The sequence below is a fragment of the Serratia sp. LTN-2 genome (assembly GCF_059740205.1).
In genome coordinates this window covers 1-25778 of the sequence record NZ_JCAXDO010000031.1, presented here as the reverse complement: position 1 = coordinate 25778, position 25778 = coordinate 1, and the positions used below count along the sequence as shown (strand labels likewise).

Below are 25778 nucleotides of genomic sequence, written 5' to 3'. Positions count from 1 at the left end.
ATTGTCTGATAAATTGTTAAAGAGCAGTGAGTTAGGCGCTTTCGCTTGCTAACTCGAGGTGGCGTATATTACGCTTTCCTCTTTCAGAGTCAACCCTAATTTTCAGGATTTTTTCTCTTTCTTCCCGGCCGCTGTGTGAAGTGAATCACTTGCGCCGTGTCGATGGAGGCGCATTATAGGGATCCGAGTTTTTTGCACAACCCCTTTTTTGATCTTTTCTTTCTGTTTGCACACTTTTCAGCCCTTCCGAGTGGATCTTGTGCGATCAGGGCCATTTTCCGCAGGATCCGGCGCTGCCGTTGGTTGTAATTCCATCGCCAGAGTCTAGTATTGCCGGTAAATATGATCCCGACGTGAGGCAGCACTATGTCCGATGCAGTACGTTCTTATCTTCAATACACCCCCAAACTCGGTCAGCGCGTGCTGATCGATCCTTCCAGCGTCGTGATCGGCGACGTCGATCTGGCGGATGACGTCAGCATCTGGCCGCTGGTCGCTATCCGCGGCGACGTCAATGCGGTAAAGATCGGCGCACGCAGCAATATTCAGGATGGCAGCGTGCTGCATGTGACTCACCGCTCCGAACATAACCCCGATGGTTATCCCCTGTTAATTGGCGAAGACGTTACCGTGGGCCATAAAGCGATGCTGCACGGCTGCGCCATCGGCAACCGGGTGCTGGTCGGGATGGGATCGATCCTGTTGGACGGTGTAGTCGTAGAAGACGACGTAATGATTGGCGCCGGCAGTTTGGTGGCGCCGGGCAAGCGTCTGGCGAGCGGCTATCTTTATATGGGTAGCCCGGCACGCCAGGTTCGGCCGCTGACCGCCGCCGAGTTGGAGGGATTGCTTTATTCTTCTAACAACTATGTACGCTGGAAAGACGAATACCTGTCGGAAGATATCTGATGGGCGCCCCGTTCCCTATAAAGAGAACGGGGTAGGATTTATGCCGCCAGCTCGCTGCGCAGCTGGCGCAAGACCGGTTCTATCTCTGGCATCACGCCGTGCCACAGCAGGAAAGCATGCGCCGCCTGCCCCACCAGCATACCCAGCCCATCGGCGTATTCCGTTGCGCCCTGCAGCTGCGCCCAGGCCAGAAATGGCGTAATGCCTTGCTGATAGAACATGTCATAGCAACGGGTTTGCGCGTTCACCACGCCTGCAGGCAACGCCGGGATCTCCCCGCTGATGCCGGACGCCGTCGCATTGATCACCAGATCGAACGCTTGCTGATCCAGTTGATCCATCGGCGCCGCCGAGATCTCCCCCAGATGCAGGAAAGCGTCGGCCAATTCCTGGGCCCGGCTGAAGGTACGATTGGTGATGGTGAGCCGGCAGCCGAAAGACAGCAGCGGCAGGATCACGCCGCGTGCCGCACCGCCGGCGCCCACCAGCAGAATGCGATCCTGCGGCCGAATCAATTGCTGGCGCTGCAGATCGGTCAACAAACCGATGCCGTCGGTGTTGTCCCCCAGCAGTTCGCCATTCGGCAATACCTTCAGGGTGTTGACCGCTCCGGCCATCGCCGCGCGCTCACTCAGCTCGGAGGCGAGCTCATAAGCACGCTCCTTGAAGGGCACCGTGACGTTCGCCCCCAGCCCTCCGGCGCGGATAAACGCCTGCAAGCTGGTTTCAAAACCGTCCAGCGGCGCCAACACCGCGCCATAAGGATGCTCAATGCCGGTCTGAGCAGCAAACAGCGCATGAATTCGCGGCGACTTGCTGTGGCCAATAGGGTTGCCAAATACCGCAAACTTCTCCATGCCCATTACCTCTAGCCCTGACGGATCTGTTCGCCGGTCAGTGCATCTCTGATTTCGGAAGGATTAAGACGGCCGCCCACCTCACCGGCCAATACCGGGAAAGCGTCGCCGAATTGCCGCGTGACTTCATCCGCACTGCGGCACGGCTCCAGCCCGCTGAGATTGGCGCTGGTCGACACGAGCGGCTTGCCGTACTGCCGACACAGCTGCTGCACCAACGGATGATCGCTGACGCGCACCGCCAATGAGCTGAAACGCCCGGTCAGCAAACGTGGCGTCTCCGGCCGAGCGGGCAACACCCAGGTTACCGGCCCTGGCCAGCTGGCAAACATCGTCGCGCGCTGCTGTTCGCTGAGCGCACTGTCATCGATATATGGCTTAAGCTGTGCATAGTCGGCGGCGATCAGAATCAGCCCCTTTTCCCACGGCCGCTGTTTCAACGCCAGCAGCGCATTGACCGCCTGTTCACTGTCGGGATCGCAACCCAGGCCGAATACCGCTTCGGTGGGATAGGCAATAACCTGCTGTTGATGCAAAGCATCGATGATAGATAAAAGGTTCGGGCTTAATTCTGAGTTCATGATGTGATTATTCTGTAGTCGCGACGGGTTTGCCGCACAGCTTGCTGGCACAGCACAGGACGGGGCCCTTTGCCGTGCGCTTTTCCATCAGCAACGGGTAATGGCAGTAGGCGCATTCACCGGCGACGGGTTTAACATTGAGGGCGAACTGGCATTCCGGGTAACGATCGCAGGAATGAAAAACCTTGCCGTAGCGCGACTTACGCTGCAACAGCTTGCCTTGCCCGCACTGCGGACAGGTAATGGCGGTTTCGTCAGGCTTGTCGATCACTTCAGTGTGATCGCACTGCGGATAATCGCTGCAACCGATAAACATGCCGTAGCGCCCCTGGCGCAGCACCAACGTCGCCTGACACTTCGGGCACTGTTGCCCATCCAGCACCTTAACGATATGCCCATCGGCCTGTGCTTTCAGCGGCCGAATATATTGGCATTCAGGGTACTGGGAACAACCGAGGAAGGGGCCGTGGCGACCGCTACGGATCACCAGCTCGGCCCCGCATTCCGGACAGGGTTCATTTTGCCTGGCGGCAAAAATCGCGTTTTTTGTCATAACGTCTTCTATGCGCGTTATCGGCTCAATGCAGATAACCTTCGTTCACTTCAAACAACAGTTCTTCCATTTGCTGATAGGCACTTTCATATCCGGGGATATTAAACAGCACCATCAACACGACCCATTTCAGATCTTCGAGATCGAATTCCGCATTATCCAAAGCCATAACGCGGTCGATAACCATTTCACGGGTTTCGAGGTTCAATACCTGAATCTGTTCCAGGAACAGGAGAAAACCACGGCAGCCGGCGTCCAAACGCGCACCTTCCTCTTCGGTGTAAATCCGCATCGCCAGCGGATCGGCATCCATAAAGTAAGGGGCATTTTGACCTTCTTGCAGGTCAGCCAACTTCTCAAGCCAATTCAACGCGTTGTAGATATCATCCCGATGAAACCCCGCCTGAGCGAGATCATCGGTCAGTTGATCCTGATCGACGCGCATCTCTGGTTCATTGTGGATATAAGTTTCAAACAAGTACATGAGTACGTCGAACATGGCTTGCCCTCCTTATTCGGACATAGCCGCCGGGTACAGCTGCGATCCACCCTGCTAACTCCAGCTCGAGTAACTTGATTACCACCACTGGCACAGGTTGGCCGGCACGTTCAGCGACGACGTCAACAGGTGTCACCTCATCTCCTACGTTAGCCAACACATCGGCAAATGGCAATTCAACTTCAGCCTGTGACGCACAAATAGTTGTATTTTCGTTCAGCGGCAGCCATTGAAGACCGCTTTCCAGCAATTCGGCGATATCTTTCGGCCCGGTGACCAGATGCGCGCCCTGTTGGATGAGCCAATGTGTGCCCTCGCTCATCGGGTTCCCTAATGGCCCTGGCAGAGCGAACACCTCACGCCCCTGTTCCAACGCATAGCGAGCAGTCACCAGGGTACCGCTGTGCAGCGAGGCTTCTATAACCAGAACGCCCAGACTCAGCCCGCTGATAATACGATTGCGGCGCGGAAAATGGTCGGCCAGAGGCAAGTCGGTGACTAAATGATCTGAAACCACGGCGCCGCCTTGTTCGACTATCTGTTCCGCAAGCCGACGGTGCCGGCGCGGATAGATATTGGCCAGCCCGCTACCCAACACCGCGACAGTACAGCCGCCGGCCGCCAACGCCGCGCGATGGCAAATCCCGTCGATGCCAATCGCCAGACCGCTGGTGATGGCGAAACCGCAGCGCGCCAACTCAGCGGCGAAATGGTTCGCCCATCGCTCGCCGTAATGGCTGAACTGCCGACTGCCGACCATGGCGAGCTGCGGTTGCAACAGCGCCTGCGGATCGCCCTCGATCAGCAAAAACAGCGGCGCATCGTCGATCTGGGCCAGGCGATCGGGATAACCGAGCGCCCCATAGTTCACTATGCGGTGCGCCGGCTTTTCCAACCAATGCAAGGTAGCCGTAAGATAGCCGGGATCCGCCCGGTTGAACTGTGCCCGCTGCCGTTCGTTCAATCCCAGTTCACGCAGCGCGCGATTGGGTTCGCCCCCCATTTGCGATAACTGCTGCACGATCCGACTGGCCGTCGGGGTCTGTAGCCCCGTAACCCCCCGCATCCGTAAAGCGATCTCTTCCAGCCGCATCCTCTGTTCCCTCAGCAAAAACGGTGGTATTACCAATCTGAGCAATTGGTGCGCAATGCTGTCAATCAGGTCGGGAAATGTCTAGAATAGAGGTTAAACCTCGTTCATTACTCGGATACAGATCTAAAGATATATGTCAGTCTTGCAGGTATTACATTTCCCAGACGAGCGTCTGCGCAAAGTCGCAGCGCCGGTAAAAGAAGTCAATGCAGATATCCAGCGCATCGTGGATGATATGTTTGAAACCATGTACGCAGAGGAAGGCATTGGCCTGGCTGCGACTCAGGTGGATATCCATCAGCGCATTATCGTGATCGACGTCTCCGAGAATCGCGATCAGCGCCTGGTGCTGATCAACCCGGAGCTGCTGGAAAAAAGCGGCGAAACCGGCATCGAGGAAGGCTGTCTTTCCATTCCAGAGCAGCGTGCGTTAGTGCCGCGCGCCGCGCAGGTGAAGATCCGCGCGCTAGATCGCGAAGGCAAACCTTTCGAGCTGGAAGCGGATGATCTGCTGGCGATCTGCATCCAGCACGAGATGGATCACCTGATGGGCAAGCTGTTCGTCGATTACCTGTCGCCGCTCAAGCGCCAGCGTATTCGTCAGAAACTGGAAAAAATGGCCAAGCTTCAAGCCCGCGCCTAACCGATCAGGAAATCAACGTGTCTGATTCTTTACGGATTATTTTCGCCGGAACACCAGACTTCGCAGCGCGTCATCTTGACGCGCTGTTGTCATCTGAGCACCAGATTGTCGGCGTATTTACCCAGCCCGACCGCCCGGCAGGCCGCGGCAACAAGCTGACGCCAAGCCCGGTCAAAGCGCTGGCCGAACAACACCAACTGCCGGTATTCCAGCCCAAGTCATTACGTCCCGAAGAGAACCAGCGCCTGGTGGCCGATCTCAACGCCGACGTGATGGTGGTGGTCGCTTACGGGCTGATCCTGCCACAAGCGGTGTTGGATATGCCGCGCCTGGGCTGCATCAACGTACACGGTTCGCTGCTGCCTCGCTGGCGCGGCGCGGCGCCGATCCAGCGTTCACTCTGGGCCGGCGACAGCGAAACCGGCGTGACCATCATGCAGATGGATGTCGGCCTCGATACCGGCGACATGATGCACAAGATCGCCTGCCCGATTGAGAGCAGCGACACCAGCGCCAGCCTCTACGACAAGCTGGCTCAGCTCGGCCCGCAGGGCATGTTGACGACGCTGCGCCAAATGGCCGACGGCAGCGCCACCCGCGAGGTACAGGACGAATCGCTGGTCACCTACGCCGAGAAGCTGAGCAAAGAAGAAGCTCGCCTGGACTGGACCCTGTCCGCCGCCCAGTTGGAGCGCTGCATCCGCGCCTTCAACCCTTGGCCCGTCAGCTACTTCATCATCGACGAGCAACCGGTGAAAGTGTGGCAGGCCAGCGTGCTGGCAGAAAGCGCCAACGCAGAACCGGGCACCGTTATCCATGCCGACAAGCACGGCATTCAGGTGGCGACCGTCGACGGCATCCTCAATCTGATCCAGCTGCAGCCCGCCGGTAAGAAACCGATGTCGGCGCAGGACCTGTTAAATTCACGTCGTGAATGGTTTACCCCGGGCAACCGGCTGTAAGCCACCCCACTGCCCGGCCGTTCATCGCCGGGCCGTTATTTTCTTAATGCCGATCGTTATCAGCTTTAGCCTATGAAAAATAATTACAATCTCCGCAGCATCGCTGCCAAAGCCATCGGCCAGGTGCTGGATCAAGGGCAGTCGCTCAGCACTGTCCTGCCAGCGCTGCAAACCTCCATCAGCGACAAAGATCGCGGGTTGCTGCAGGAACTGTGCTTCGGCACGTTACGCGTGCTGCCGCAGCTCGAATGGTGCATTCAACAATTGATGGCCAAGCCACTGACCGGCAAGCAGCGCACGCTACACTATTTGTTGATGGTCGGCTTGTACCAGCTGCTGTATACCCGCATCCCGGCGCACGCCGTGCTGGCGGAAACCGTGGAAGGTGCGGTAGCGCTGAAACGCCCGCAGTTAAAAGGCCTGATTAATGGCGTTTTGCGCCAATTTCAACGCCAGCAGGAAGAGCTGCTGCAACGCGCCGCCAATAATGACAGCCGCTATCTGCATCCCAGCTGGTTACTGAAACGCATTCAACAGGCTTATCCCGCCAACTGGGAACAGATCGTCGACGCGAATAACCAGAAGCCGCCGATGTGGCTACGCGTCAACCGCCTGCACCACACCCGCGAAGCTTATCTGCAGTTGCTGACCGACGCCGGCATCGCCGCAGAGCCTCATGCAGACTATGCGGACGCGGTGCGTTTGCTGGCGCCTTGCGCCGTGACCGATCTGCCTGGGTTCACCGAAGGCTGGGTCACCGTACAAGATGCCTCGGCCCAGGGCTGTGTCGATCTGTTGGATCCGCAAGACGGCGAGCAGATCCTCGATTTGTGCGCCGCACCTGGCGGTAAAACCACGCATATCCTGGAAGCGGCGCCGAAAGCGCACGTGATGGCCGTCGATATCGACGAGCAACGTCTGGCGCGGGTGAAAGAAAACCTGCAACGCCTGCGTTTGCACGCGGAGGTTAAACTGGGTGATGGCCGCACTCCGCAACAATGGTGCGGTGACAAGCAGTTCGACCGTATCCTTCTGGACGCACCTTGCTCCGCCACCGGCGTGATCCGCCGTCACCCCGATATCAAATGGCTGCGCCGCGATCGCGACATCGCCGAGCTCGCCGCACTGCAGGCCGAAATCCTGGAAGCCGTCTGGCCGCATCTGAAATCAGGTGGCGTGATGGTTTACGCAACCTGCTCTATCCTGCCGGATGAAAACAGCAGCCAGATTACCGCGTTCTTGCAGCGCCACGCCGATGCCAAGCTGGTTAAAACCGGCGATGCACAGCGGCCAGGGCGACAGAATATCCCGCATCCCGAGGATGGCGATGGCTTCTTTTACGCTAAGCTGATTAAAATGTAATTCTTCAGGGCGTGCGTGCGCGCCCTAAGTCTTTCAGTGTGAAGCAGAGAACACGATGAAAATAATTATTCTTGGTGCCGGTCAGGTTGGCGGGACGCTGGCGGAAAACCTGGTGGGTGAAAACAACGATATCACCGTCGTCGATACCGATTCCGGCCGCTTGCGCCAACTACAGGATAAATTCGATTTGCGGGTGGTTCAGGGACATGGTTCCCACCCTCGGGTGCTGCGCGAAGCCGGCGCAGAAGACGCCGACATGCTGGTCGCGGTCACCAACTCCGACGAAACCAACATGATCGCCTGCCAGATCGCCTATTCTCTGTTTAATACCCCTAACCGCATCGCCCGCATCCGCGCGCCGGAATATATCCGCGAGTCGGAGAAACTGTTCCTGCCGGAAGCGGTGCCGATCGATCATCTGATTTCGCCGGAGCAGCTAGTCATCGACTATATCTACAAGCTGATCGAATACCCTGGCGCCCTGCAGGTGGTCAACTTCGCTGAAGGCAAGGTCAGCATCGCCGCGGTTAAAGCCTATTACGGTGGCCCGCTGGTCGGCAATGCGCTCTCTTCGATGCGCGAACACATGCCGCATATCGATACCCGCGTCGCCGCCATATTCCGCCAGGATCGTCCGATCCGACCGCAGGGCTCGACCATTATCGAAGCCGGCGATGAAGTGTTCTTCGTCGCCGCCTCACAGCACATCCGCGCGGTAATGAGCGAACTGCAACGGCTGGAAAAACCCTATAAGCGCATCATGATCGTCGGCGGCGGCAACGTCGGCGCCGGCCTGGCCGCCAAGCTGGAAAAAGACTACAACGTCAAACTGATCGAGCGCAATCAGCAACGCGCCGCCGAACTGGCCGAACAGCTGCACGATACCATCGTGTTCTACGGCGATGCTTCGGATCAGGAGCTGCTGGCCGAAGAGCACGTCGAGCAGGTGGACGTCTTCATCGCCATCACTAACGACGATGAGGCCAACATCATGTCGGCCATGCTGGCCAAGCGCATGGGCGCCAAGAAGGTGATGGTATTGATCCAGCGCCGTGCCTATGTCGATCTGGTGCAAGGCAGCGTGATCGATATCGCCATTTCTCCCCAGCAGGCAACCATCTCCGCCCTGCTGGGACACGTGCGCAAAGCGGATATCGTCAGCGTTTCGTCGCTGCGCCGCGGCGTAGCTGAAGCGATCGAAGCGATTGCCCACGGCGACGAAAGCACCTCCAAAGTGGTCGGCCGCATCGTCGAAGACATCAAGCTGCCGCCGGGTACCACCATCGGCGCTATCGTGCGAGGCGACGACGTGATCATCGCCAACGGTAACAGCAAAATCGAACAGGGCGATCACGTCATCATGTTTATTACCGACAAGAAATTTGTGCCCGACGTTGAACGCTTGTTCCAACCGAGTCCGTTTTTCTTGTAGAACGAATTTATTAGGCGATGGTCTATAATTGCGTAGTTGTTCTCTGCCTTGGGAGGAGATAAAACTTCTCTCCATTTGTGGCAAAGGGAAATTGCTTTGTTAAACTTGAGTTATTAATTCTGCAAGGGGTGTGTTCTATGAGTATGTTGAAAGAGTTTCGCGAATTTGCCATGCGCGGCAACGTGGTCGATCTGGCCGTCGGTGTGATTATCGGTGCTGCATTCGGCAAGATTGTTTCGTCCTTCGTGGCCGATATCATCATGCCACCGTTGGGCTTACTGATTGGCGGCGTCGATTTTAAACAGTTCCATCTGGTGTTACGTGAAGCTCAGGGCGCCGTACCGGCGGTGGTAATGAACTATGGTTCATTCATCCAGACCGTATTTGACTTTGTGATTGTCGCCTTTGCTATCTTCCTGGCGATTAAACTGATGAACAAGATGCGCCGCAAGCAGGAAGAAGCGCCGGCAGCGCCGCCAGAACCAACCGCAGAAGAGAAACTGCTGACGGAAATCCGTGATTTGCTGAGCCAGCAACAGCAGCCAAAGCTGTAAAACAGCATTAGGTTACGCCAATAAAAAGCCACCTTCATCGGTGGCTTTTTTAATGCCTTAAAACCAGAAGGCCAGTGGTAAATTATCGTTTGATAGTTTGCCACTGGCCTCCCAGTTACCGCCTTTGTTGTGTTTTTCTTTACGCCGATAGCTGCCTTTGCCTTTCACATTCTTTTCCACTCGTTGACGGAATAGCGGGTCATGTAGCAGCGCCTCAATGGCGTTATCTTGAATCTGGCCTTTAGTGTGACGATATTTCGTCATGGTAATGCTCCTGTAAAAGGTAAGGTAATAAAACGAGCCGATAATACTGCCGGCAATATAAAAATTAAAGTGCCGTCAGCAACCTTTTTTGCCTTTATCATCGCTGGCGCCCTGCTCCAGGGCTTCCAGAATAGAACAATAGTTGCTGGTATGGGCGGTGCCGCAGCAGGCGTCACTCAAGCGTTTCAACGATTCGCGCATGCGGGTCAGCTCCGCCAGCTTGCTTTCCACTTCGCTCAGGCGAGCATCGACGATCGACTTCGATTCCTGGCAGGTATGGTGTTCAGGATCAACCCGGATCGACAGCAGTTCGGCGATCGTTTCCAGAGTAAAGCCCAACTGTTTGGCATAGCGAATAAAACGCAGCCGCTGCAGGTCCTGCTCCGTATACAGCCGATAACCGCCTTCGGTGCGGACATTGTGATCCATCATGCCCTGCTTTTCATAGTAACGCACGGTATCCGGCGTCACTTCGGCGAGCTTGGCCAACTGACCTATCTTGAACATGACTTCTCCTCTCGGGTGAATTTGCCGTCCAGTGCGTGCTGATATTCGCCATGCAAGAAATCCGTGCTCATCCCAGCCTGGCGCAATCGATGTTCCAGCAGTGCCATGCGCTTGCTGAGATCGACATAGTCCGGATGTTCGCTATTAATCTCTTGCAGTAAGCGAGCAACGGTTAATGCCTCTTTGCGATCTTCCAGCGCCGGCGGCAGGTAACCGGCATTTTTCAGCAAACGGTAACCGGCGCGTAGCTCGGGCGGCACCGCGCTGTCATCTTCCAGCACCAGCGGCTGCCCCTGGCCGGGCAGATTGTCGAACTCGCCTTTATCCTGGGCATCAAGGATATGACGTTCCGCCCATTGATCGAGCAATCCCATGACAGACAGCCTCGGTTAGCCTAATGAATAAGCCTTAGCATAGCGGATAGGGGCGGGGATCTTAAGCACAGCAGGGGGAATTGCGCACATTTGGCTGGATTTGGACGTAAAAAAACCGGGCAAGCCCGGTTTTTTTACGCGTCTACAGATTACTCTGCAGTTGCCACTTCTGCTTGAGACTCAGCACGATCAACCAGCTCGATGTATGCCATCGGCGCGTTGTCGCCTGCGCGGAAGCCACACTTCAGAATGCGAGTGTAACCACCGGCACGGCTCGCGAAACGCGGGCCCAGCTCGTTAAACAGTTTTGCCACGATCTCGTTATCACGAGTACGGGCGAATGCCAGACGACGATTAGCTACGCTGTCGGTCTTGGCAAGAGTAATCAGCGGCTCAACAACGCGACGCAGCTCTTTTGCTTTTGGCAGGGTCGTCTTGATGATCTCATGACGAACCAAAGAGCCGGCCATGTTACGGAACATAGCCTGGCGATGGCTGCTGTTACGGTTCAGTTGACGACCACTCTTACGATGGCGCATGACCTTATCCTTCTCAGTAAAACCTTAACCTGTGATCCGGTTACTCGTCAGCAATGCTTGCCGGCGGCCAGTTTTCCAGGCGCATGCCCAGAGACAGACCACGTGAGGCCAGCACGTCTTTAATCTCGGTAAGAGATTTTTTACCCAGGTTTGGCGTTTTCAGCAACTCAACCTCGGTACGCTGTACCAGATCACCGATGTAGTGGATAGCTTCTGCCTTGAGGCAGTTAGCAGAGCGGACAGTCAATTCCAGATCGTCAACAGGGCGCAGCAAGATCGGATCGAATTCTGGTTTCTCTTCTTTAACTTCCGGCTGACGTACATCACGCAGGTCAACGAAAGCTTCAAGTTGTTCAGCCAGAATGGTGGCCGCACGGCGGATCGCCTCTTCAGGATCGATCGTGCCATTGGTCTCCATCTCGATGACCAGCTTATCCAAGTCAGTACGCTGTTCTACACGCGCAGCTTCAACATTGTAGGCGATACGCTCTACAGGGCTGTAGCAGGCGTCAACCAACAGACGACCGATTGGGCGCTCATCTTCTTCCGAATGAATTCGGGCAGAAGCCGGCACATAACCGCGACCGCGCTGAACTTTGATACGCATGCTGATAGCCGCGTTCTCATCAGTCAGGTGGCAAATCACGTGCTGAGGCTTGACGATTTCGACATCACCATCATGGGTGATGTCGGCAGCGGTCACAGGGCCAATGCCAGATTTATTCAGGGTAAGAATAACTTCGTCTTTGCCTTGAACTCTCACCGCCAGCCCTTTCAGGTTGAGCAGGATCTCCAGGATATCTTCCTGTACGCCTTCTTTGGTGCTGTACTCATGCAGTACACCATCAATCTCAACCTCGGTCACCGCGCAACCCGGCATAGATGAAAGCAGAATACGGCGCAGTGCGTTGCCAAGAGTATGGCCAAAGCCACGCTCTAAAGGCTCAAGGGTCACCTTGGCGTGCGTCGAACTGACTTGCTCGATATCTACCAGGCGCGGTTTTAGAAACTCTGTCACAGAACCCTGCATTGTGTCCTCTCTTTGGTACTAAGCTTTACTTGGAGTAAAGCTCGACGATCAGGTGTTCGTTAATGTCCGCAGACAGATCGGTACGTTCAGGCATACGCTTGAACACGCCTTCCATCTTAGCAGCATCAACTTCCAGCCAAGTCGGCTTTTCACGCTGCTCAGCCAGCTCCAGAGAAGCTTTAACACGAGACTGCTTTTTAGCTTTCTCGCGGATGCTGACTACGTCATTCGGAGATACCTGATAAGAAGCGATGTTAACAACGCGACCGTTTACCATAACTGCTTTGTGGCTAACCAGCTGACGTGACTCTGCACGAGTAGCGCCGAAGCCCATACGGTAAACAACGTTGTCCAGACGACCTTCCAGCAGCTGCAACAGGTTTTCACCGGTGTTGCCCTTCAGGCGGGTTGCTTCTTTGTAATAGTTGCGGAATTGACGCTCCAGAATGCCGTACATACGACGAACTTTCTGCTTCTCACGCAACTGAACACCGTAATCAGACAGACGCGGTTTACGCGCACCGTGCTGACCAGGTGCTTGTTCAATTTTACACTTGGAATCGATCGCGCGAACGCCAGACTTAAGGAACAGGTCTGTGCCCTCACGACGGCTCAGCTTGAGCTTAGGACCCAAATATCTTGCCATTTTCTTTCTCCAACAATCCTAAAAGCTGCGTTACACGCGGCGCTTTTTCGGCGGACGACAACCGTTATGAGGGATCGGAGTCACATCAGTAATGTTAGTGATGCGGAAACCAGCCGCGTTCAGAGCGCGGATAGTAGACTCACGACCAGGACCAGGTCCTTTAACCATAACTTCCAGGTTCTTGATACCGTATTCTTTCACTGCGTCAGCACAACGTTCTGCTGCAACCTGTGCTGCGAACGGAGTGGACTTACGAGAACCACGGAAACCGGAACCACCGGCTGTTGCCCAACCCAAAGCATTACCCTGACGATCAGTGATGGTAACGATGGTGTTGTTGAAAGAAGCATGGATATGAGCCACGCCGTCAGAGACTTGCTTTCTTACACGCTTACGTGTACGAACAGGTGCCTTTGCCATTATTCAATAACCCCGATTATTTCTTGATCGGCTTGCGCGGACCCTTACGGGTACGAGCGTTGGTCTTGGTGCGCTGACCGCGTACCGGCAGACCACGACGATGACGCAAACCACGATAGCAACCAAGGTCCATAAGACGCTTGATGCTCAGGGTAATTTCACGACGCAAATCACCCTCAACGGTGTATTTGGCAACTGCATCACGAAGCTTTTCGATTTGCTCTTCAGACAGCTCACTGATCTTAACATTTTCAGCAATACCCGTAGATGCACAGATAGCCTGTGAACGGGTTTTACCGATACCGAAGATCGACGTTAAGGCGATAACGGTATGTTTATGATCAGGAATGTTAATGCCTGCTATACGGGCCACTATGCACTCCTACTATTTTATACAGCAACACCATTCTGAAAAGCCCGTTTTCAGGATACTCAAATAATGTTGCAGTGCGACATACAAAAGATTGGCTGGCTAATCTAGCCAGCTCAACCCAACTTTGCAAGAAAAATATGCGAGATAATCAGCCTTGACGCTGTTTATGCTTCGGCTCGGCGCTGCAAATCACACGAACGACACCGTTACGCTTAACGATTTTGCAGTTACGACATAATTTCTTGACGGAAGCACGAACTTTCATTTTTACTCTCCGTAACTTCTCAAACGAATCTGACTAGCGGTTATAGCCTTTCAGATTTGCTTTCTTCAATGCAGACTCGTACTGACTTGACATCATCAGAGTTTGCACTTGAGCCATAAAGTCCATGATGACGACAACCACGATCAGTAGCGAGGTACCACCAAAGTAGAATGGTACTTTCATTGCATCACGCATGAACTCCGGGATCAGGCAGATGAAAGTAATGTACATCGCGCCCACCAGGGTTAAACGCGTCATTACTTTATCGATATACTTCGCCGTTTGCTCTCCCGGACGAATTCCTGGTACGAAGGCACCGGACTTCTTCAGGTTATCTGCTGTCTCACGCGGGTTGAAAACCAACGCCGTGTAGAAGAAACAGAAGAAGATGATTGCAGACGCATAGAGTAACACATAAAGCGGTTGCCCTGGCTGCAAATACAGCGAAATCGTAGTCAGCCAGTTCCAACCGGTACCGCCCCCAAACCATGATGCAATCGTGGCCGGGAACAGAATAATGCTGGAAGCGAAAATCGCCGGGATAACACCCGCCATGTTCACTTTCAACGGTAAGTGTGTACTCTGTGCTGCATAAACACGACGACCTTGTTGACGCTTCGCATAGTTAACGACGATACGACGTTGACCACGCTCGATGAAAACAACGAAGAAGGTTACTGCAAACACCAATACTGCAACCAACAGCAGCAGGAGGAAGTGCAGGTCGCCTTGCCGCGCTTGCTCAATAGTATGGGCCACTGCCGGCGGGAGCCCCGCTACAATACCCGCGAAGATAATGATCGAGATACCGTTGCCGATACCGCGCTCAGTAATCTGCTCACCCAGCCACATCAGGAACATTGTCCCGGTTACCAGGCTCACAACCGCAGTAAAGTAGAATGCAAAGCCTGGGTTTAACACCAGGCCCTGCATACCAGGCATATTCGGCAGACCGGTAGCAATACCGATCGACTGGAATATGGCCAATACCAGCGTACCGTAACGGGTGTACTGGCTAATCTTGCGACGGCCAGCCTCCCCTTCTTTCTTGATTTCCGCCAACGCTGGATGAACCACCGTCAGCAGCTGGATAATGATCGACGCCGAGATATACGGCATGATCCCCAGAGCAAAGATAGAAGCACGGCTGAGGGCACCACCAGAGAACATGTTAAACATTTCAATGATAGTGCCTCTCTGCTGCTCAAGCAATTTGGCAAGCACAGTGGCATCGATACCAGGAATCGGAATGAAAGAGCCGATGCGGAAGACAATCAGCGCGCCGATGACAAACAAAAGTCTGCGCTTCAGCTCGCCGAGCCCGCCTTTAGCACTTTGAAAATCTAATCCTGGTTGCTTAGCCATCTGCTACTTATTCCTCAATTTTACCGCCAGCAGCCTCGATAGCAGCACGAGCGCCTTTGGTGACACGCAGACCACGCAGGGTTACCGGACGAGCGACTTCGCCAGAAAGTACAACTTTCGCGAATTCGATCTGGACACCAACTACGTTAGCGGCTTTCAGCGCGTTCAGGTCGATAACATCGCCTTCAACCAGAGCCAGTTCAGACAGACGAACTTCTGCCGTGATCATCGCTTTGCGTGAAGTGAAGCCGAATTTCGGCAGACGACGGTACAGAGGCATCTGACCACCTTCGAAACCACGACGTACGCCACCGCCAGAACGAGACTTCTGACCTTTGTGACCACGGCCGCCGGTTTTACCCAGGCCAGAACCAATACCACGACCTACACGCTTAGGCGCATGCTTGGCACCTTCAGCCGGAGACAGAGTATTTAAACGCATCTGTTACTCCTCAACTTTAACCATGTAGGAAACCAGGTTGACCATACCGCGAACAGCAGGAGTATCCTCGCGCTCTACGGTGTGACCAATACGACGCAGACCCAGACCGAGCAGAGTAGCTTTATGCTTCGGCAGACGGCCAATTGAGCTGCGAGTTTGTGTAACTTTAATAGTCTTAGCCATGGTCAATTACCCCAGAATGTCGGCAACGGATTTACCACGCTTAGCAGCGACCATTTCAGGAGACTTCATATTCGCCAGAGCGTCGATAGTTGCACGAACCACGTTGATCGGGTTGGTGGAACCATAAGCTTTAGCCAATACGTTGTGCACCCCAGCAACTTCGAGAACGGCGCGCATTGCACCACCCGCGATGATACCGGTACCTTCATGAGCAGGCTGCATGAACACGCGAGAACCCGTGTGAGCGCCCTTAACAGGGTGCTGCAGGGTGCCGCTGTTCAGCGCGACGTTCATCATGTTGCGACGGGCTTTTTCCATCGCTTTCTGGATCGCTGCTGGAACTTCGCGTGCTTTGCCGTAGCCAAAACCAACGCGACCGTTACCATCACCAACTACAGTCAGTGCGGTAAAGCTGAAAATACGGCCACCTTTTACGGTTTTAGATACGCGGTTTACCGCGATCAGCTTTTCCTGCAGTTCGCCAGCTTGTTTTTCGATGTGAGCCATCTTAAACCTCTTCCTTAGAACTGAAGGCCAGCTTCACGGGCAGCATCTGCCAGTGCCTGGACTCGACCATGATATTGGAAACCGGAACGGTCAAAGGATACTTTCGCAATCCCTTTTTCCAACGCGCGCTCAGCCAGAGCTTTACCTACGGCTGCTGCTGCGTCTTTGTTACCGGAATACTTCAGTTGCTCCGCGATAGCTTTTTCTAAAGTAGAAGCGGCTACCAGTACTTCAGAACCGTTTGGAGCAATCACCTGTGCGTAAATGTGACGCGGGGTACGATGTACCACCAGGCGGGTTGCACCCAGCTCTTGGAGCTTGCGGCGTGCGCGGGTCGCACGACGGATACGAGCAGATTTCTTATCCATAGTGTTACCTTACTTCTTCTTAGCCTCTTTGGTACGCACGACTTCGTCGGCGTAACGAACACCCTTGCCTTTGTAAGGCTCAGGACGACGGTAAGCGCGCAGATCTGCTGCTACCTGGCCAATTACCTGCTTATCAGCGCCTTTCAGCACGATTTCAGTTTGGCTTGGGCATTCAGCAGTGATACCTGCCGGCAGCTGGTGATCGATAGGGTGAGAGAAGCCCAGGGCCAAATTCACCACGTTGCCTTTAACGGCAGCACGATAACCAACACCTACCAGTTGAAGCTTTTTGGTGAAGCCTTCGGTAACACCAACAACCATTGCGTTCAGCAGAGCGCGCGTGGTACCCGCTTGAGCCCATGCGTTAGCAAAACCTTCGCGCGGAGCGAAAGTCAGTGCGTTAGCTTCTTGCTTCACTTCAACGGCGTCGTGGATAGTACGAGTCAACTCGCCGTTTTTACCCTTAATCGAAATAACCTGACCGTTGAGTTTTACCTCTACGCCGGCAGGAATGACGACGGGTGCTTTTGCAACACGAGACATTCTTTCCTCCCGAATTAAGCTACGTAGCAGATAATCTCGCCACCCAGACCAGCCTGGCGAGCTGCACGATCGGTCATAACACCTTTAGAGGTAGAAACAACAGCGATACCCAAACCGGCCATAACTTTTGGCAGCTCATCTTTTTTCTTGTAGATGCGCAGACCTGGACGGCTGATACGTTGAATGCTTTCTACCACAGCTTTGCCCTGGAAGTACTTCAGTACCAGTTCCAGAACAGGCTTGGCGTCGCCTTCGATTTTGAAATCTTCAATAAAACCTTCTTCCTTCAGCACGTTGGCAATTGCCACTTTCAGCTTGGAGGAAGGCATGGTGACCGCAACTTTGTTCGCGGCTTGACCGTTACGGATACGGGTCAGCATATCCGCGATCGGATCTTGCATGCTCATCTGTCTTTACTCCCGTGATTCAATTGGTAATTACCAGCTAGCCTTTTTCAAGCCTGGTACTTCACCGCGCATAGCGGCTTCACGAAGCTTAATACGGCTCAACCCGAATTTGCCCACATAACCATGTGGACGGCCAGTTTGGCGGCAGCGTTTACGCTGACGAGACGGGCTGGAATCACGCGGCAGAGTTTGCAGCTTGAGAACGGCATCCCAACGATCTTCATCGGACGCGTTCACATCAGAGATAATAGCTTTCAGTTCAACGCGTTTTGCAAAGAACTTGTCAGCTAATTTCACGCGCTTGACTTCGCGTGCTTTCATTGATTGCTTAGCCATCAGTAACCCTGCCTTACTTGCGGAACGGGAAGTTAAAAGCAGCCAGCAGCGCGCGGCCTTCATCATCAGATTTCGCAGTAGTGGTAATGGTAATATCCAAACCACGAACGCGATCGACTTTGTCGTAGTCGATTTCTGGGAAGATGATTTGCTCACGCACGCCCATGCTGTAGTTGCCACGGCCATCGAATGACTTGGCGGACAGGCCACGGAAGTCACGGATACGTGGAACAGCAATGGAGATCAGACGCTCAAAGAACTCCCACATGCGTTCGCCACGCAGAGTTACTTTACAGCCGATCGGATAGCCCTGACGGATTTTGAAGCCTGCAACAGATTTGCGGGCTTTGGTGATCAACGGTTTTTGACCGGAGATGGCTGCCAGGTCCGCTGCGGCGTTATCCAGCAGTTTCTTGTCAGCAATCGCTTCACCAACACCCATGTTCAGGGTGATCTTCTCGACCCGAGGGACTTGCATGACAGAGTTGTAATCAAACTGAGACATCAGTTGTTTGACTACCTCGTCTTTGTAGTAATCATGCAGTTTCGCCATCGTATTACTCCAAATTACTTGATAGTTTCGCTGTTAGACTTGAAGAAACGGACTTTTTTGCCGTCTTCGAATCTAAAGCCTACACGGTCAGCCTTGCCGGTAGCCGCGTTGAAGATAGCAATGTTAGAAACCTGAATTGCAGCTTCTTTTTCAACAATGCCGCCTGGTTGGTTCAGAGCCGGAACCGGCTTCTGGTGTTTCTTAACCAGGTTGATGCCTTCAACAATGACCTTGCCAGCAGACAGGACATTTTTTACTTTACCGCGCTTACCTTTGTCTTTCCCGGTAATCACGATAACTTCGTCATCACGACGGATCTTCGCTGCCATGTTCGCTCCTTAGAGTACTTCTGGTGCCAGAGAGATAATTTTCATGAACTTCTCATTACGCAGTTCACGAGTTACCGGCCCAAAAATACGCGTACCGATAGGCTGCTCGCTGTTATTGTTCAAAATAACGCATGCATTGCCATCGAAGCGAATGACAGAACCGTCCGGGCGACGTACACCCTTCTTGGTGCGCACCACTACCGCCTTCAGAACATCGCCTTTCTTCACCTTACCGCGAGGAATTGCTTCCTTGATGGTAATTTTGATGATGTCGCCGACGCCTGCGTAGCGACGGTGCGAGCCACCTAGAACCTTGATACACATTACGCGACGTGCACCGGAGTTGTCGGCGACGTTCAGCATAGTCTGTTCTTGGATCATTTTAGTGCTCCGCTAATGTCAACTACTACTTTAAAGACCCAAGTAAAAATTAGGCCGTTGAAAAGCCCCATAACCGAGGGCGCAGCATTATAACACCGCTTACTTGGTATGGGTAGAAAAAATAAACGGCTCATTTTCTGAGCCGTTTATTAAGTGAGAGCCAGCTACTCTATTACAGAATCGCTTTCTCTACAACGCGAACCAACGTCCAGGACTTAGTCTTGGACAGTGGGCGGCATTCGCGGATTTCCACCACGTCGCCGGTACCACATTCGTTGTTCTCGTCATGTACGTGCAGCTTGGTCGTACGTTTGATGAATTTCCCGTAGATCGGGTGCTTCACAGTACGCTCGATAGCAACAACGATGGATTTCTCCATTTTGTCGCTAACAACACGACCCTGCAGGGTACGGATAACTTCAGTCATTTACACACCCGCCTTTTGAGTCAGTAAAGTCTTAACGCGTGCGACGTCACGACGCACTTGTTTCAACAGGTGAGTTTGTTGCAGCTGGCCACTGGCCGCCTGCATGCGCAAGTTGAATTGCTCACGCAGCAGGTTGAGCAGCTCGGCATTCAGCTCTTCAACGCTTTTTTCACGCAGCTCTTGTGCTTTCATTACATCACCGTCTTAGTTACAAAGGTGGTTTTGATCGGCAGTTTCGCTGCTGCCAGTTTGAATGCCTCGCGGGCAACCTCTTCTGGCACGCCGTCCATTTCGTACAGGACCTTACCAGGCTGGATCAGGGCAACCCAATACTCCACGTTACCCTTACCTTTACCCATACGCACTTCCAGCGGCTTCTCGGTGATCGGTTTGTCCGGGAATACACGGATCCAGATCTTGCCTTGACGCTTAACTGCACGAGTCATTGCACGACGAGCTGCTTCGATTTGACGAGCAGTCAGACGGCCACGGCCAACAGCTTTCAGACCGAAAGTGCCGAAGCTAACATCCGTACCTTGCGCCAGACCACGGTTGCGGCCCTTGTGCACCTTACGGAATTTTGTACGCTTTGGTTGTAACATCAGCGACTCTCCTTACTTGCGGCCTTTACGCTGCTGCTTTTTAGGTTGAGCAGCCGGTTCCGGTTGTTCAACTGCAGCCATACCACCCAGGATCTCACCTTTGAAGATCCATACCTTAACGCCGATTACACCATAAGTGGTGTGCGCTTCAGATGTGTTGTAGTCGATGTCCGCACGCAGAGTGTGCAATGGAACACGACCTTCGCGGTACCATTCGGTACGTGCGATTTCAGCGCCGCCAAGACGGCCGCTTACTTCAACTTTGATACCTTTAGCGCCAAGACGCATTGCGTTCTGTACAGCACGCTTCATAGCACGACGGAACATAACGCGACGTTCCAGCTGAGAAGTGATGCTGTCAGCAACCAATTTAGCGTCGAGTTCCGGTTTACGGACTTCGGCGATGTTGATCTGTGCAGGAACGCCAGCGATGTCCGCTACGACCTTGCGCAGTTTTTCGACGTCTTCACCTTTCTTGCCGATAACGATGCCTGGGCGAGCAGTGTGAATGGTCACACGGATGCTCTTCGCAGGACGCTCGATAACGATGCGAGAAACGGAAGCTTTCGACAGTTCCTTAGTCAGGAATTGACGAACTTTAAAGTCGCTGTCCAGGTTGTCAGCGAATTCTTTGGTATTCGCATACCAAGTAGAGTTCCAAGGTTTGACAATACCCAGGCGAATACCATTAGGATGTACTTTCTGACCCATTGCTAGTCTCCAGAGTCTCAGCGATCGGACACAACCACAGTAATGTGGCTGGTGCGCTTCAGGATGCGATCTGCACGACCTTTTGCACGCGGCATAATGCGCTTCATGCTTGGGCCTTCGTCTACGAAGATTTTCGTAACTTTCAGATCATCGATGTCAGCGCCATCGTTGTGTTCTGCGTTAGCAATGGCAGACTCCAGCACTTTCTTAACCAGACCAGCAGCTTTCTTGTTGGTGTAGGTCAGAGTTTCCAGAGCTTGCGACACTTTCTTACCGCGAATCAGGTCAGCAACAAGGCGAACCTTCTGAGCAGAAGAACGAGCGTGGCGATGTTTAGCGATAGTTTCCATCTCTTCCTCCTACCTTAGCGCTTTTTAGCTTTTTTATCAGCCGCATGGCCGCGATAAGTACGAGTCGGCGCGAATTCACCCAGTTTGTGACCGACCATTTCATCGGAAACGAACACTGGTACGTGCTGACGACCATTATGGACAGCGATGGTCAAACCGATCATGTTAGGAAAGATCGTTGAACGACGGGACCAAGTGCGCAAAGGCTTCTTGTCACCGCTTTCCACCGCTTTCTCTACCTTCTTCAGCAAGTGCAGGTCAATAAAAGGACCTTTCTTGAGAGAACGTGGCATGGCTTATCCTCTAATTATTTTTTGCTACGGCGACGTACGATGAACTTATCAGTACGCTTGTTGCTACGGGTCTTCTTACCTTTGGTCTGAACGCCCCACGGAGTTACCGGGTGCTTACCAAAGTTACGACCTTCACCACCACCGTGCGGGTGATCTACCGGGTTCATCGCCGTACCGCGAACGGTAGGACGAACACCACGCCAACGTGCAGCACCTGCTTTACCCAGAACGCGAAGCATGTGTTCAGCGTTACCGACTTCACCCAGGGTGGCGCGGCAATCAGCTGGAACTTTACGCATTTCGCCGGAGCGCAGACGCAGAGTTACGTAGGAACCATCACGAGCAACGATCTGAACGTAGGCACCAGCGGAGCGAGCCATCTGGCCGCCTTTACCTGGTTTCATTTCTACGTTGTGAACCGTTGAACCAACTGGAATGTTGCGCATCGGCAGGGTGTTACCCGCTTTGATTGCAGCATCAACGCCAGATTGAATCTGGTCACCAGCTTTCAGGCCTTTCGGCGCCAGGATGTAACGGCGTTCGCCGTCTTTGTACAGAACCAGCGCGATGTTCGCGGAACGGTTCGGATCGTACTCCAGACGCTCAACCACAGCAGGGATACCGTCTTTGTTGCGCTTGAAGTCAACCAGACGATAGTGTTGCTTGTGGCCACCACCGATATGACGGGTGGTGATACGGCCATTGTTGTTACGACCACCGCTTTTGCTCAGTTTTTCCAGCAGCGGGGCATAAGGTTTACCCTTGTGCAGCTCAGGGTTAACCACTTTAACAACGTGGCGACGACCCGGAGATGTAGGTTTACATTTAACAATTGCCATTGTTCTTACTCCTCCGACTTACTCTGCGCCGCCGATGAAGTCCAGATTCTGGCCTTCTTTCAGGGTGACGTAAGCTTTTTTCCAGTCGCTACGACGACCAACACGCTGACCGTGACGTTTCACTTTCCCTTTAACTACCAGGGTGTTCACGTCTTCGACTTCGACTTCAAACAGTTTCTGCACTGCAGCTTTGATTTCTGCTTTGGTCGCGTCTTTGGCAACTTTGAGAACGATGGTGTTGCTTTTTTCCATCGCAGCGGATGCTTTTTCAGATACGTGCGGTGCACGCAGCACTTTCAGCAAACGTTCTTCACGGATCATGCCAGCATCTCCTCAACTTGCTTCACAGCATCAGCAGTCATAACCACTTTGTCGAAGGCGATCAGGCTAACCGGATCGATACCTGCTACATCGCGCACGTCAACCTTGTACAGGTTGCGAGCTGCCAGGAACAGATTCTCATCCAGTTCACCGGTCACGATCAGCACGTCTTCCAGAGCCATATCTTTCAGTTTCTGTGCCAGCAGCTTAGTTTTAGGCGCTTCTACAGAGAACTTCTCGACAACGATCAGACGATCTTGACGTACCAGCTCGGACAGGATGCTTTTCAGCGCGCCGCGGTACATCTTTTTGTTTACTTTCTGACTGTGGTCCTGTGGCTTAGCAGCAAAGGTCACGCCGCCTGAACGCCAGATCGGGCTCTTTACAGAACCTGAACGCGCACGGCCGGTGCCTTTCTGACGCCATGGCTTTTTGCCGGAACCAGTTACTTCAGCACGGGTCTTCTGAGCACGGGTACCTTGACGGGCACCTGCTGCATAAGCAACAACAACCTGGTGTACCAGCGCTTCGTTGAAATCACGACCGAAGGTAGTTTCGGAAACAGTCAGCGCGCTTTGCGCGTCTTTCAATACTAATTCCATTGCTATCCCCTTACGCCTTCACAGCTGGTTTAACGATCAGGTTGCCACCGGTTGCGCCCGGTACAGCACCCTTAACCAGCAGCAGGTTGCGCTCAGCGTCAACACGTACTACGTCCAGGCTCTGAACGGTTACGCGCTCATCACCCAGGTGGCCAGCCATTTTCTTGCCTTTGAACACTTTGCCCGGAGTCTGGTTCTGACCGATAGAACCCGGAACGCGGTGAGACAAGGAGTTACCGTGGGTAGCGTCTTGGGTACGGAAGTTCCAGCGCTTAACAGTGCCAGCAAAACCTTTACCTTTAGAAGTACCGGTAACATCGACTTTTTTAACGTCAGCGAAGATTTCTACGCTAATTTCCTGACCTGCAGCGAACTCTTGACCTTCTTCAAGGCGGAATTCCCACAGACCACGGCCAGCTTCAACGCCAGCTTTAGCGAAATGGCCCGCTTCCGGCTTGGTTACACGGTTAGCTTTTTTGCTACCGGTGGTAACCTGAACGGCACGGTAACCGTCGGTGTCCAGGCTTTTAACCTGAGTCACGCGGTTCGCTTCAATTTCAATTACGGTTACTGGGATAGAAACGCCATCTTCAGTGAAGATACGGGTCATACCCACTTTTTTACCGACTAAACCAATCATTGTTTCAACCTCTCAATCGCTCAATGACCTGATTAACCCAGGCTGATCTGCACGTCTACACCGGCAGCCAGATCCAGACGCATCAGAGCATCAACGGTTTTCTCGGTTGGCTCAACGATGTCAACCAGACGCTTGTGAGTGCGAATCTCGTACTGATCGCGCGCGTCTTTGTTGACGTGCGGAGAGATCAGAACGGTAAAGCGCTCTTTGCGAGTTGGCAGCGGGATCGGACCACGGACTTGCGCACCAGTGCGCTTTGCAGTCTCGACGATTTCCGCGGTTGATTGATCGATCAGACGATGATCAAACGCTTTCAGGCGGATACGGATTCTTTGGTTCTGCATGAGACCAGAGCTCCAATTATTTATAAACGTAAATAATTACTCCTCACACCCATTTCGATTGATGGGGGAGTGTAATCGTCAACATATAACCCCCATATCGGGAGTATTGTTCGAAAGGCAAAAAAGGCCTGCCAATCGACTGATTCGCTAAAATCAGGCTTACCAAGATTAGGTAAGCCCGCGCATTATACGCAAAATGGCCCAGGAAGCAAGCCGCAGTTGGAAATATGCTCAGGAAATCGTCATTTTTGCGCCTTCAGCGACGGTCGCGGGATGAAGGTGGCGATCAAGGTATGAATTATGCTTGGTGGGTAGCTCCCCTGCCCCACCGTAAAAACGGTTGCCGGCAGGAGAGGCGATGACGAACGGAAGGCAGGCTTACTCTTTGCGTTCTAAAATCTGGGCCTGGGCATAGTTTTGAATGCCGAGGCGAGCGATCAGATCCAGCTCGGTTTCCAGCCAGTCGATATGCTCTTCTTCATCGGCCAGAATGTCGATCATCAAATCGCGGCTGACATAATCGTGAATCGAGTCGGCGTAGGCGATACCTTCGCGCAGATTCTTGGCGCCCGCCAATTCCAGCGCCAGATCGGAACGCAGCATCTCTTCAATGTCTTCACCGATGTTCAGCTTACCGAGATCTTGCAGATTAGGTATTCCTTCCAGGAACAGGATGCGCTCGATGTAGCGATCGGCATGTTTCATTTCGTCGATCGACTCGTGGTATTCCTTGTCGTTGAGGCGCATTAAACCCCAATTCTTGAACATGCGGGCGTGCAGGAAATATTGATTGATGGCAACCAGCTCGTTGCCGAGCAGCTTGTTGAGGTGAGCAATGATCTTTTTATCGCCTTTCATAGGTAACTCCTCCTGGCCAGTTCTAAAAGTGTAGAACCTGTAAGCCAAGAGTCAAAAATAACCTTACCCTTTGTTAGGCAACTTCATGCATTGGGATGATAGCTCCGCGTTCCTCCACCATAATTTGTCTTGCCTGACGAATGCACTTTCCACAATCGGTACCAATCGGCACAAGTTCACGCAGCTGCTTCATGGTGTGGGGATTGTGCTGACGCACCGCATTACGGATCGCTTTGTCAGTCACCGCATTACACAGACATACATACATAGAGAGACTCACTTCTTAACCAATGCATTGAGTCTAAATAGGAATGGTTTTTATTTCAATTAAGATTTGTACAAATTGCATAAAAAAAGGGCACCGAAGTGCCCTTTTTTGTGTCGAAAAAATTATTCGCGATTAAGCGATAACTTTAGCAACAACACCAGCGCCTACAGTACGGCCGCCTTCACGGATTGCGAAACGCAGACCGTCGTCCATCGCGATTGGGTGAATCAGGGTTACAACCATGTT

The 25778-nt window shown here is 53.3% G+C and carries 45 protein-coding genes; 6 read left to right on the top strand and 39 right to left on the bottom strand.

Annotated features, from left to right (window positions below):
- Positions 1-366: 366 nt before the first annotated feature.
- On the top strand, positions 367-909 hold the full coding sequence (locus tag AC6BYQ_RS27045) for a gamma carbonic anhydrase family protein (RefSeq protein WP_004929699.1): 543 nt from the start codon (positions 367-369) through the stop codon (positions 907-909).
- A gap of 38 nt (positions 910-947) precedes the next feature.
- Here the strand turns inward: AC6BYQ_RS27045 and aroE are convergent, their stop codons facing one another.
- The 5 genes from aroE to dprA are packed head-to-tail and all read right to left on the bottom strand — an operon-like array spanning position 948 to position 4492.
- Positions 948-1766: a shikimate dehydrogenase gene (gene aroE, locus AC6BYQ_RS27040; RefSeq protein WP_498057821.1), complete on the bottom strand. Its 819-nt coding sequence runs from the start codon at positions 1764-1766 to the stop codon at positions 948-950.
- 11 nt (positions 1767-1777) lie between these two features.
- The gene (gene tsaC / locus AC6BYQ_RS27035) at positions 1778-2347 is read right to left on the bottom strand and encodes an L-threonylcarbamoyladenylate synthase type 1 TsaC (RefSeq protein WP_019456196.1); all 570 of its coding nucleotides are present in this window, start codon (positions 2345-2347) and stop codon (positions 1778-1780) included.
- A 7-nt stretch (positions 2348-2354) separates the two neighbouring features.
- The gene (locus AC6BYQ_RS27030; RefSeq protein WP_019456195.1) at positions 2355-2900 is read right to left on the bottom strand and encodes a DNA topoisomerase family protein; all 546 of its coding nucleotides are present in this window, start codon (positions 2898-2900) and stop codon (positions 2355-2357) included.
- 25 nt (positions 2901-2925) lie between these two features.
- Complete coding sequence (gene smg, locus AC6BYQ_RS27025) at positions 2926-3399, bottom strand: DUF494 family protein Smg (RefSeq protein ID WP_025160381.1); 474 nt, start codon at positions 3397-3399, stop codon at positions 2926-2928.
- The gene (gene dprA, locus AC6BYQ_RS27020) at positions 3371-4492 is read right to left on the bottom strand and encodes a DNA-protecting protein DprA (RefSeq protein WP_063918414.1); all 1122 of its coding nucleotides are present in this window, start codon (positions 4490-4492) and stop codon (positions 3371-3373) included. Before dprA ends, smg begins: the two co-directional genes overlap by 29 nt.
- A 133-nt stretch (positions 4493-4625) precedes the next feature.
- On the opposite strand from dprA, the gene def reads away from it, so the two are divergent.
- From def to mscL, 5 genes are all read left to right on the top strand, one after another.
- The gene (def, locus tag AC6BYQ_RS27015) at positions 4626-5135 is read left to right on the top strand and encodes a peptide deformylase (protein WP_015379260.1); all 510 of its coding nucleotides are present in this window, start codon (positions 4626-4628) and stop codon (positions 5133-5135) included.
- 17 nt (positions 5136-5152) lie between these two features.
- Entirely contained in the window at positions 5153-6097 is a 945-nt protein-coding gene (gene fmt / locus AC6BYQ_RS27010; RefSeq protein ID WP_019456191.1) for a methionyl-tRNA formyltransferase, read from the top strand.
- Between the two features lie 72 nt (positions 6098-6169).
- Positions 6170-7459, top strand: a complete 1290-nt coding sequence (rsmB, locus tag AC6BYQ_RS27005) for a 16S rRNA (cytosine(967)-C(5))-methyltransferase RsmB (RefSeq protein WP_498057820.1) — start codon at positions 6170-6172, stop codon at positions 7457-7459.
- A 55-nt stretch (positions 7460-7514) separates the two neighbouring features.
- A complete protein-coding gene (gene trkA / locus AC6BYQ_RS27000; RefSeq protein ID WP_004929716.1) occupies positions 7515-8891 on the top strand; it encodes a Trk system potassium transporter TrkA in 1377 nt (458 codons plus the stop codon).
- Between the two features lie 137 nt (positions 8892-9028).
- Entirely contained in the window at positions 9029-9445 is a 417-nt protein-coding gene (gene mscL / locus AC6BYQ_RS26995; RefSeq protein WP_015379263.1) for a large-conductance mechanosensitive channel protein MscL, read from the top strand.
- A gap of 57 nt (positions 9446-9502) precedes the next feature.
- On the opposite strand, the gene AC6BYQ_RS26990 is transcribed toward mscL, so the two are convergent.
- From AC6BYQ_RS26990 to AC6BYQ_RS26825, 34 genes are all read right to left on the bottom strand, one after another.
- On the bottom strand, positions 9503-9709 hold the full coding sequence (locus AC6BYQ_RS26990) for an alternative ribosome-rescue factor A (protein WP_004929720.1): 207 nt from the start codon (positions 9707-9709) through the stop codon (positions 9503-9505).
- A 75-nt stretch (positions 9710-9784) separates the two neighbouring features.
- Positions 9785-10216, bottom strand: a complete 432-nt coding sequence (zntR, locus tag AC6BYQ_RS26985; RefSeq protein WP_016930321.1) for a Zn(2+)-responsive transcriptional regulator — start codon at positions 10214-10216, stop codon at positions 9785-9787.
- Complete coding sequence (locus AC6BYQ_RS26980; RefSeq protein ID WP_019456187.1) at positions 10204-10590, bottom strand: DnaJ family domain-containing protein; 387 nt, start codon at positions 10588-10590, stop codon at positions 10204-10206. The genes zntR and AC6BYQ_RS26980 overlap by 13 nt, the downstream gene beginning before the upstream one ends.
- Before the next feature lie 149 nt (positions 10591-10739).
- Complete coding sequence (rplQ, locus tag AC6BYQ_RS26975; protein ID WP_004929726.1) at positions 10740-11129, bottom strand: 50S ribosomal protein L17; 390 nt, start codon at positions 11127-11129, stop codon at positions 10740-10742.
- A gap of 40 nt (positions 11130-11169) precedes the next feature.
- A complete protein-coding gene (locus AC6BYQ_RS26970) occupies positions 11170-12159 on the bottom strand; it encodes a DNA-directed RNA polymerase subunit alpha (protein ID WP_002919219.1) in 990 nt (329 codons plus the stop codon).
- A gap of 25 nt (positions 12160-12184) precedes the next feature.
- Positions 12185-12805, bottom strand: a complete 621-nt coding sequence (rpsD, locus tag AC6BYQ_RS26965) for a 30S ribosomal protein S4 (RefSeq protein WP_004929729.1) — start codon at positions 12803-12805, stop codon at positions 12185-12187.
- Between the two features lie 30 nt (positions 12806-12835).
- Positions 12836-13225, bottom strand: coding sequence for a 30S ribosomal protein S11 (rpsK, locus tag AC6BYQ_RS26960; RefSeq protein WP_004929731.1), 390 nt, complete (start codon positions 13223-13225; stop codon positions 12836-12838).
- 16 nt (positions 13226-13241) lie between these two features.
- Entirely contained in the window at positions 13242-13598 is a 357-nt protein-coding gene (gene rpsM, locus AC6BYQ_RS26955) for a 30S ribosomal protein S13 (protein WP_004929734.1), read from the bottom strand.
- Positions 13599-13746: 148 nt separating this feature from the next.
- Positions 13747-13863, bottom strand: coding sequence for a 50S ribosomal protein L36 (gene rpmJ / locus AC6BYQ_RS26950; protein WP_002227352.1), 117 nt, complete (start codon positions 13861-13863; stop codon positions 13747-13749).
- Between the two features lie 33 nt (positions 13864-13896).
- A complete protein-coding gene (secY, locus tag AC6BYQ_RS26945; protein WP_004929740.1) occupies positions 13897-15228 on the bottom strand; it encodes a preprotein translocase subunit SecY in 1332 nt (443 codons plus the stop codon).
- Positions 15229-15235: 7 nt separating this feature from the next.
- Positions 15236-15670, bottom strand: a complete 435-nt coding sequence (rplO, locus tag AC6BYQ_RS26940) for a 50S ribosomal protein L15 (protein WP_004929742.1) — start codon at positions 15668-15670, stop codon at positions 15236-15238.
- A 3-nt stretch (positions 15671-15673) separates the two neighbouring features.
- Positions 15674-15853: a 50S ribosomal protein L30 gene (rpmD, locus tag AC6BYQ_RS26935; protein ID WP_048232028.1), complete on the bottom strand. Its 180-nt coding sequence runs from the start codon at positions 15851-15853 to the stop codon at positions 15674-15676.
- A 6-nt stretch (positions 15854-15859) separates the two neighbouring features.
- On the bottom strand, positions 15860-16360 hold the full coding sequence (gene rpsE / locus AC6BYQ_RS26930; RefSeq protein ID WP_004929747.1) for a 30S ribosomal protein S5: 501 nt from the start codon (positions 16358-16360) through the stop codon (positions 15860-15862).
- Positions 16361-16374: 14 nt separating this feature from the next.
- Entirely contained in the window at positions 16375-16728 is a 354-nt protein-coding gene (gene rplR / locus AC6BYQ_RS26925; RefSeq protein ID WP_004929748.1) for a 50S ribosomal protein L18, read from the bottom strand.
- A gap of 9 nt (positions 16729-16737) precedes the next feature.
- Positions 16738-17271, bottom strand: coding sequence for a 50S ribosomal protein L6 (gene rplF, locus AC6BYQ_RS26920; protein ID WP_004929751.1), 534 nt, complete (start codon positions 17269-17271; stop codon positions 16738-16740).
- Positions 17272-17285: 14 nt separating this feature from the next.
- Positions 17286-17678 (bottom strand): 30S ribosomal protein S8, encoded by a 393-nt coding sequence (gene rpsH, locus AC6BYQ_RS26915; protein ID WP_004929753.1) that lies wholly within the window; start codon positions 17676-17678, stop codon positions 17286-17288.
- A gap of 30 nt (positions 17679-17708) precedes the next feature.
- Positions 17709-18014 carry a 30S ribosomal protein S14 gene (gene rpsN / locus AC6BYQ_RS26910; RefSeq protein ID WP_019456186.1) on the bottom strand — a complete coding sequence of 102 codons (306 nt, stop codon included), beginning with the start codon at positions 18012-18014 and terminating at the stop codon, positions 17709-17711.
- A gap of 13 nt (positions 18015-18027) precedes the next feature.
- A complete protein-coding gene (gene rplE, locus AC6BYQ_RS26905) occupies positions 18028-18567 on the bottom strand; it encodes a 50S ribosomal protein L5 (RefSeq protein ID WP_004929756.1) in 540 nt (179 codons plus the stop codon).
- Between the two features lie 14 nt (positions 18568-18581).
- Complete coding sequence (gene rplX, locus AC6BYQ_RS26900) at positions 18582-18896, bottom strand: 50S ribosomal protein L24 (protein WP_004929758.1); 315 nt, start codon at positions 18894-18896, stop codon at positions 18582-18584.
- Positions 18897-18905: 9 nt separating this feature from the next.
- Complete coding sequence (rplN, locus tag AC6BYQ_RS26895; RefSeq protein ID WP_000613954.1) at positions 18906-19277, bottom strand: 50S ribosomal protein L14; 372 nt, start codon at positions 19275-19277, stop codon at positions 18906-18908.
- Between the two features lie 172 nt (positions 19278-19449).
- Entirely contained in the window at positions 19450-19704 is a 255-nt protein-coding gene (gene rpsQ / locus AC6BYQ_RS26890) for a 30S ribosomal protein S17 (protein WP_004929760.1), read from the bottom strand.
- A complete protein-coding gene (rpmC, locus tag AC6BYQ_RS26885) occupies positions 19705-19896 on the bottom strand; it encodes a 50S ribosomal protein L29 (RefSeq protein WP_004929762.1) in 192 nt (63 codons plus the stop codon).
- Positions 19896-20306: a 50S ribosomal protein L16 gene (rplP, locus tag AC6BYQ_RS26880; protein WP_004929764.1), complete on the bottom strand. Its 411-nt coding sequence runs from the start codon at positions 20304-20306 to the stop codon at positions 19896-19898. The genes rpmC and rplP overlap by 1 nt, the downstream gene beginning before the upstream one ends.
- A 12-nt stretch (positions 20307-20318) precedes the next feature.
- The gene (gene rpsC, locus AC6BYQ_RS26875) at positions 20319-21017 is read right to left on the bottom strand and encodes a 30S ribosomal protein S3 (RefSeq protein ID WP_004929766.1); all 699 of its coding nucleotides are present in this window, start codon (positions 21015-21017) and stop codon (positions 20319-20321) included.
- A gap of 17 nt (positions 21018-21034) precedes the next feature.
- Positions 21035-21367 (bottom strand): 50S ribosomal protein L22, encoded by a 333-nt coding sequence (gene rplV, locus AC6BYQ_RS26870; RefSeq protein WP_002223844.1) that lies wholly within the window; start codon positions 21365-21367, stop codon positions 21035-21037.
- A 14-nt stretch (positions 21368-21381) separates the two neighbouring features.
- On the bottom strand, positions 21382-21660 hold the full coding sequence (rpsS, locus tag AC6BYQ_RS26865; protein ID WP_004929772.1) for a 30S ribosomal protein S19: 279 nt from the start codon (positions 21658-21660) through the stop codon (positions 21382-21384).
- A 14-nt stretch (positions 21661-21674) separates the two neighbouring features.
- Positions 21675-22499, bottom strand: a complete 825-nt coding sequence (rplB, locus tag AC6BYQ_RS26860) for a 50S ribosomal protein L2 (RefSeq protein ID WP_004929775.1) — start codon at positions 22497-22499, stop codon at positions 21675-21677.
- Positions 22500-22517: 18 nt separating this feature from the next.
- Entirely contained in the window at positions 22518-22820 is a 303-nt protein-coding gene (gene rplW / locus AC6BYQ_RS26855) for a 50S ribosomal protein L23 (RefSeq protein ID WP_004951179.1), read from the bottom strand.
- On the bottom strand, positions 22817-23422 hold the full coding sequence (gene rplD / locus AC6BYQ_RS26850; RefSeq protein WP_004929779.1) for a 50S ribosomal protein L4: 606 nt from the start codon (positions 23420-23422) through the stop codon (positions 22817-22819). The genes rplW and rplD overlap by 4 nt, the downstream gene beginning before the upstream one ends.
- A 10-nt stretch (positions 23423-23432) precedes the next feature.
- Complete coding sequence (gene rplC / locus AC6BYQ_RS26845) at positions 23433-24062, bottom strand: 50S ribosomal protein L3 (RefSeq protein ID WP_015379265.1); 630 nt, start codon at positions 24060-24062, stop codon at positions 23433-23435.
- Positions 24063-24094: 32 nt separating this feature from the next.
- Positions 24095-24406, bottom strand: a complete 312-nt coding sequence (gene rpsJ / locus AC6BYQ_RS26840; RefSeq protein ID WP_001181005.1) for a 30S ribosomal protein S10 — start codon at positions 24404-24406, stop codon at positions 24095-24097.
- Between the two features lie 378 nt (positions 24407-24784).
- Entirely contained in the window at positions 24785-25264 is a 480-nt protein-coding gene (gene bfr / locus AC6BYQ_RS26835) for a bacterioferritin (protein WP_004929784.1), read from the bottom strand.
- A 73-nt stretch (positions 25265-25337) separates the two neighbouring features.
- Positions 25338-25532, bottom strand: a complete 195-nt coding sequence (gene bfd / locus AC6BYQ_RS26830; RefSeq protein ID WP_071532885.1) for a bacterioferritin-associated ferredoxin — start codon at positions 25530-25532, stop codon at positions 25338-25340.
- A 132-nt stretch (positions 25533-25664) separates the two neighbouring features.
- On the bottom strand, positions 25665-25778 hold a 114-nt coding region (locus tag AC6BYQ_RS26825), incomplete at its 5' end, for an EF-Tu C-terminal domain-related protein (protein ID WP_455678424.1).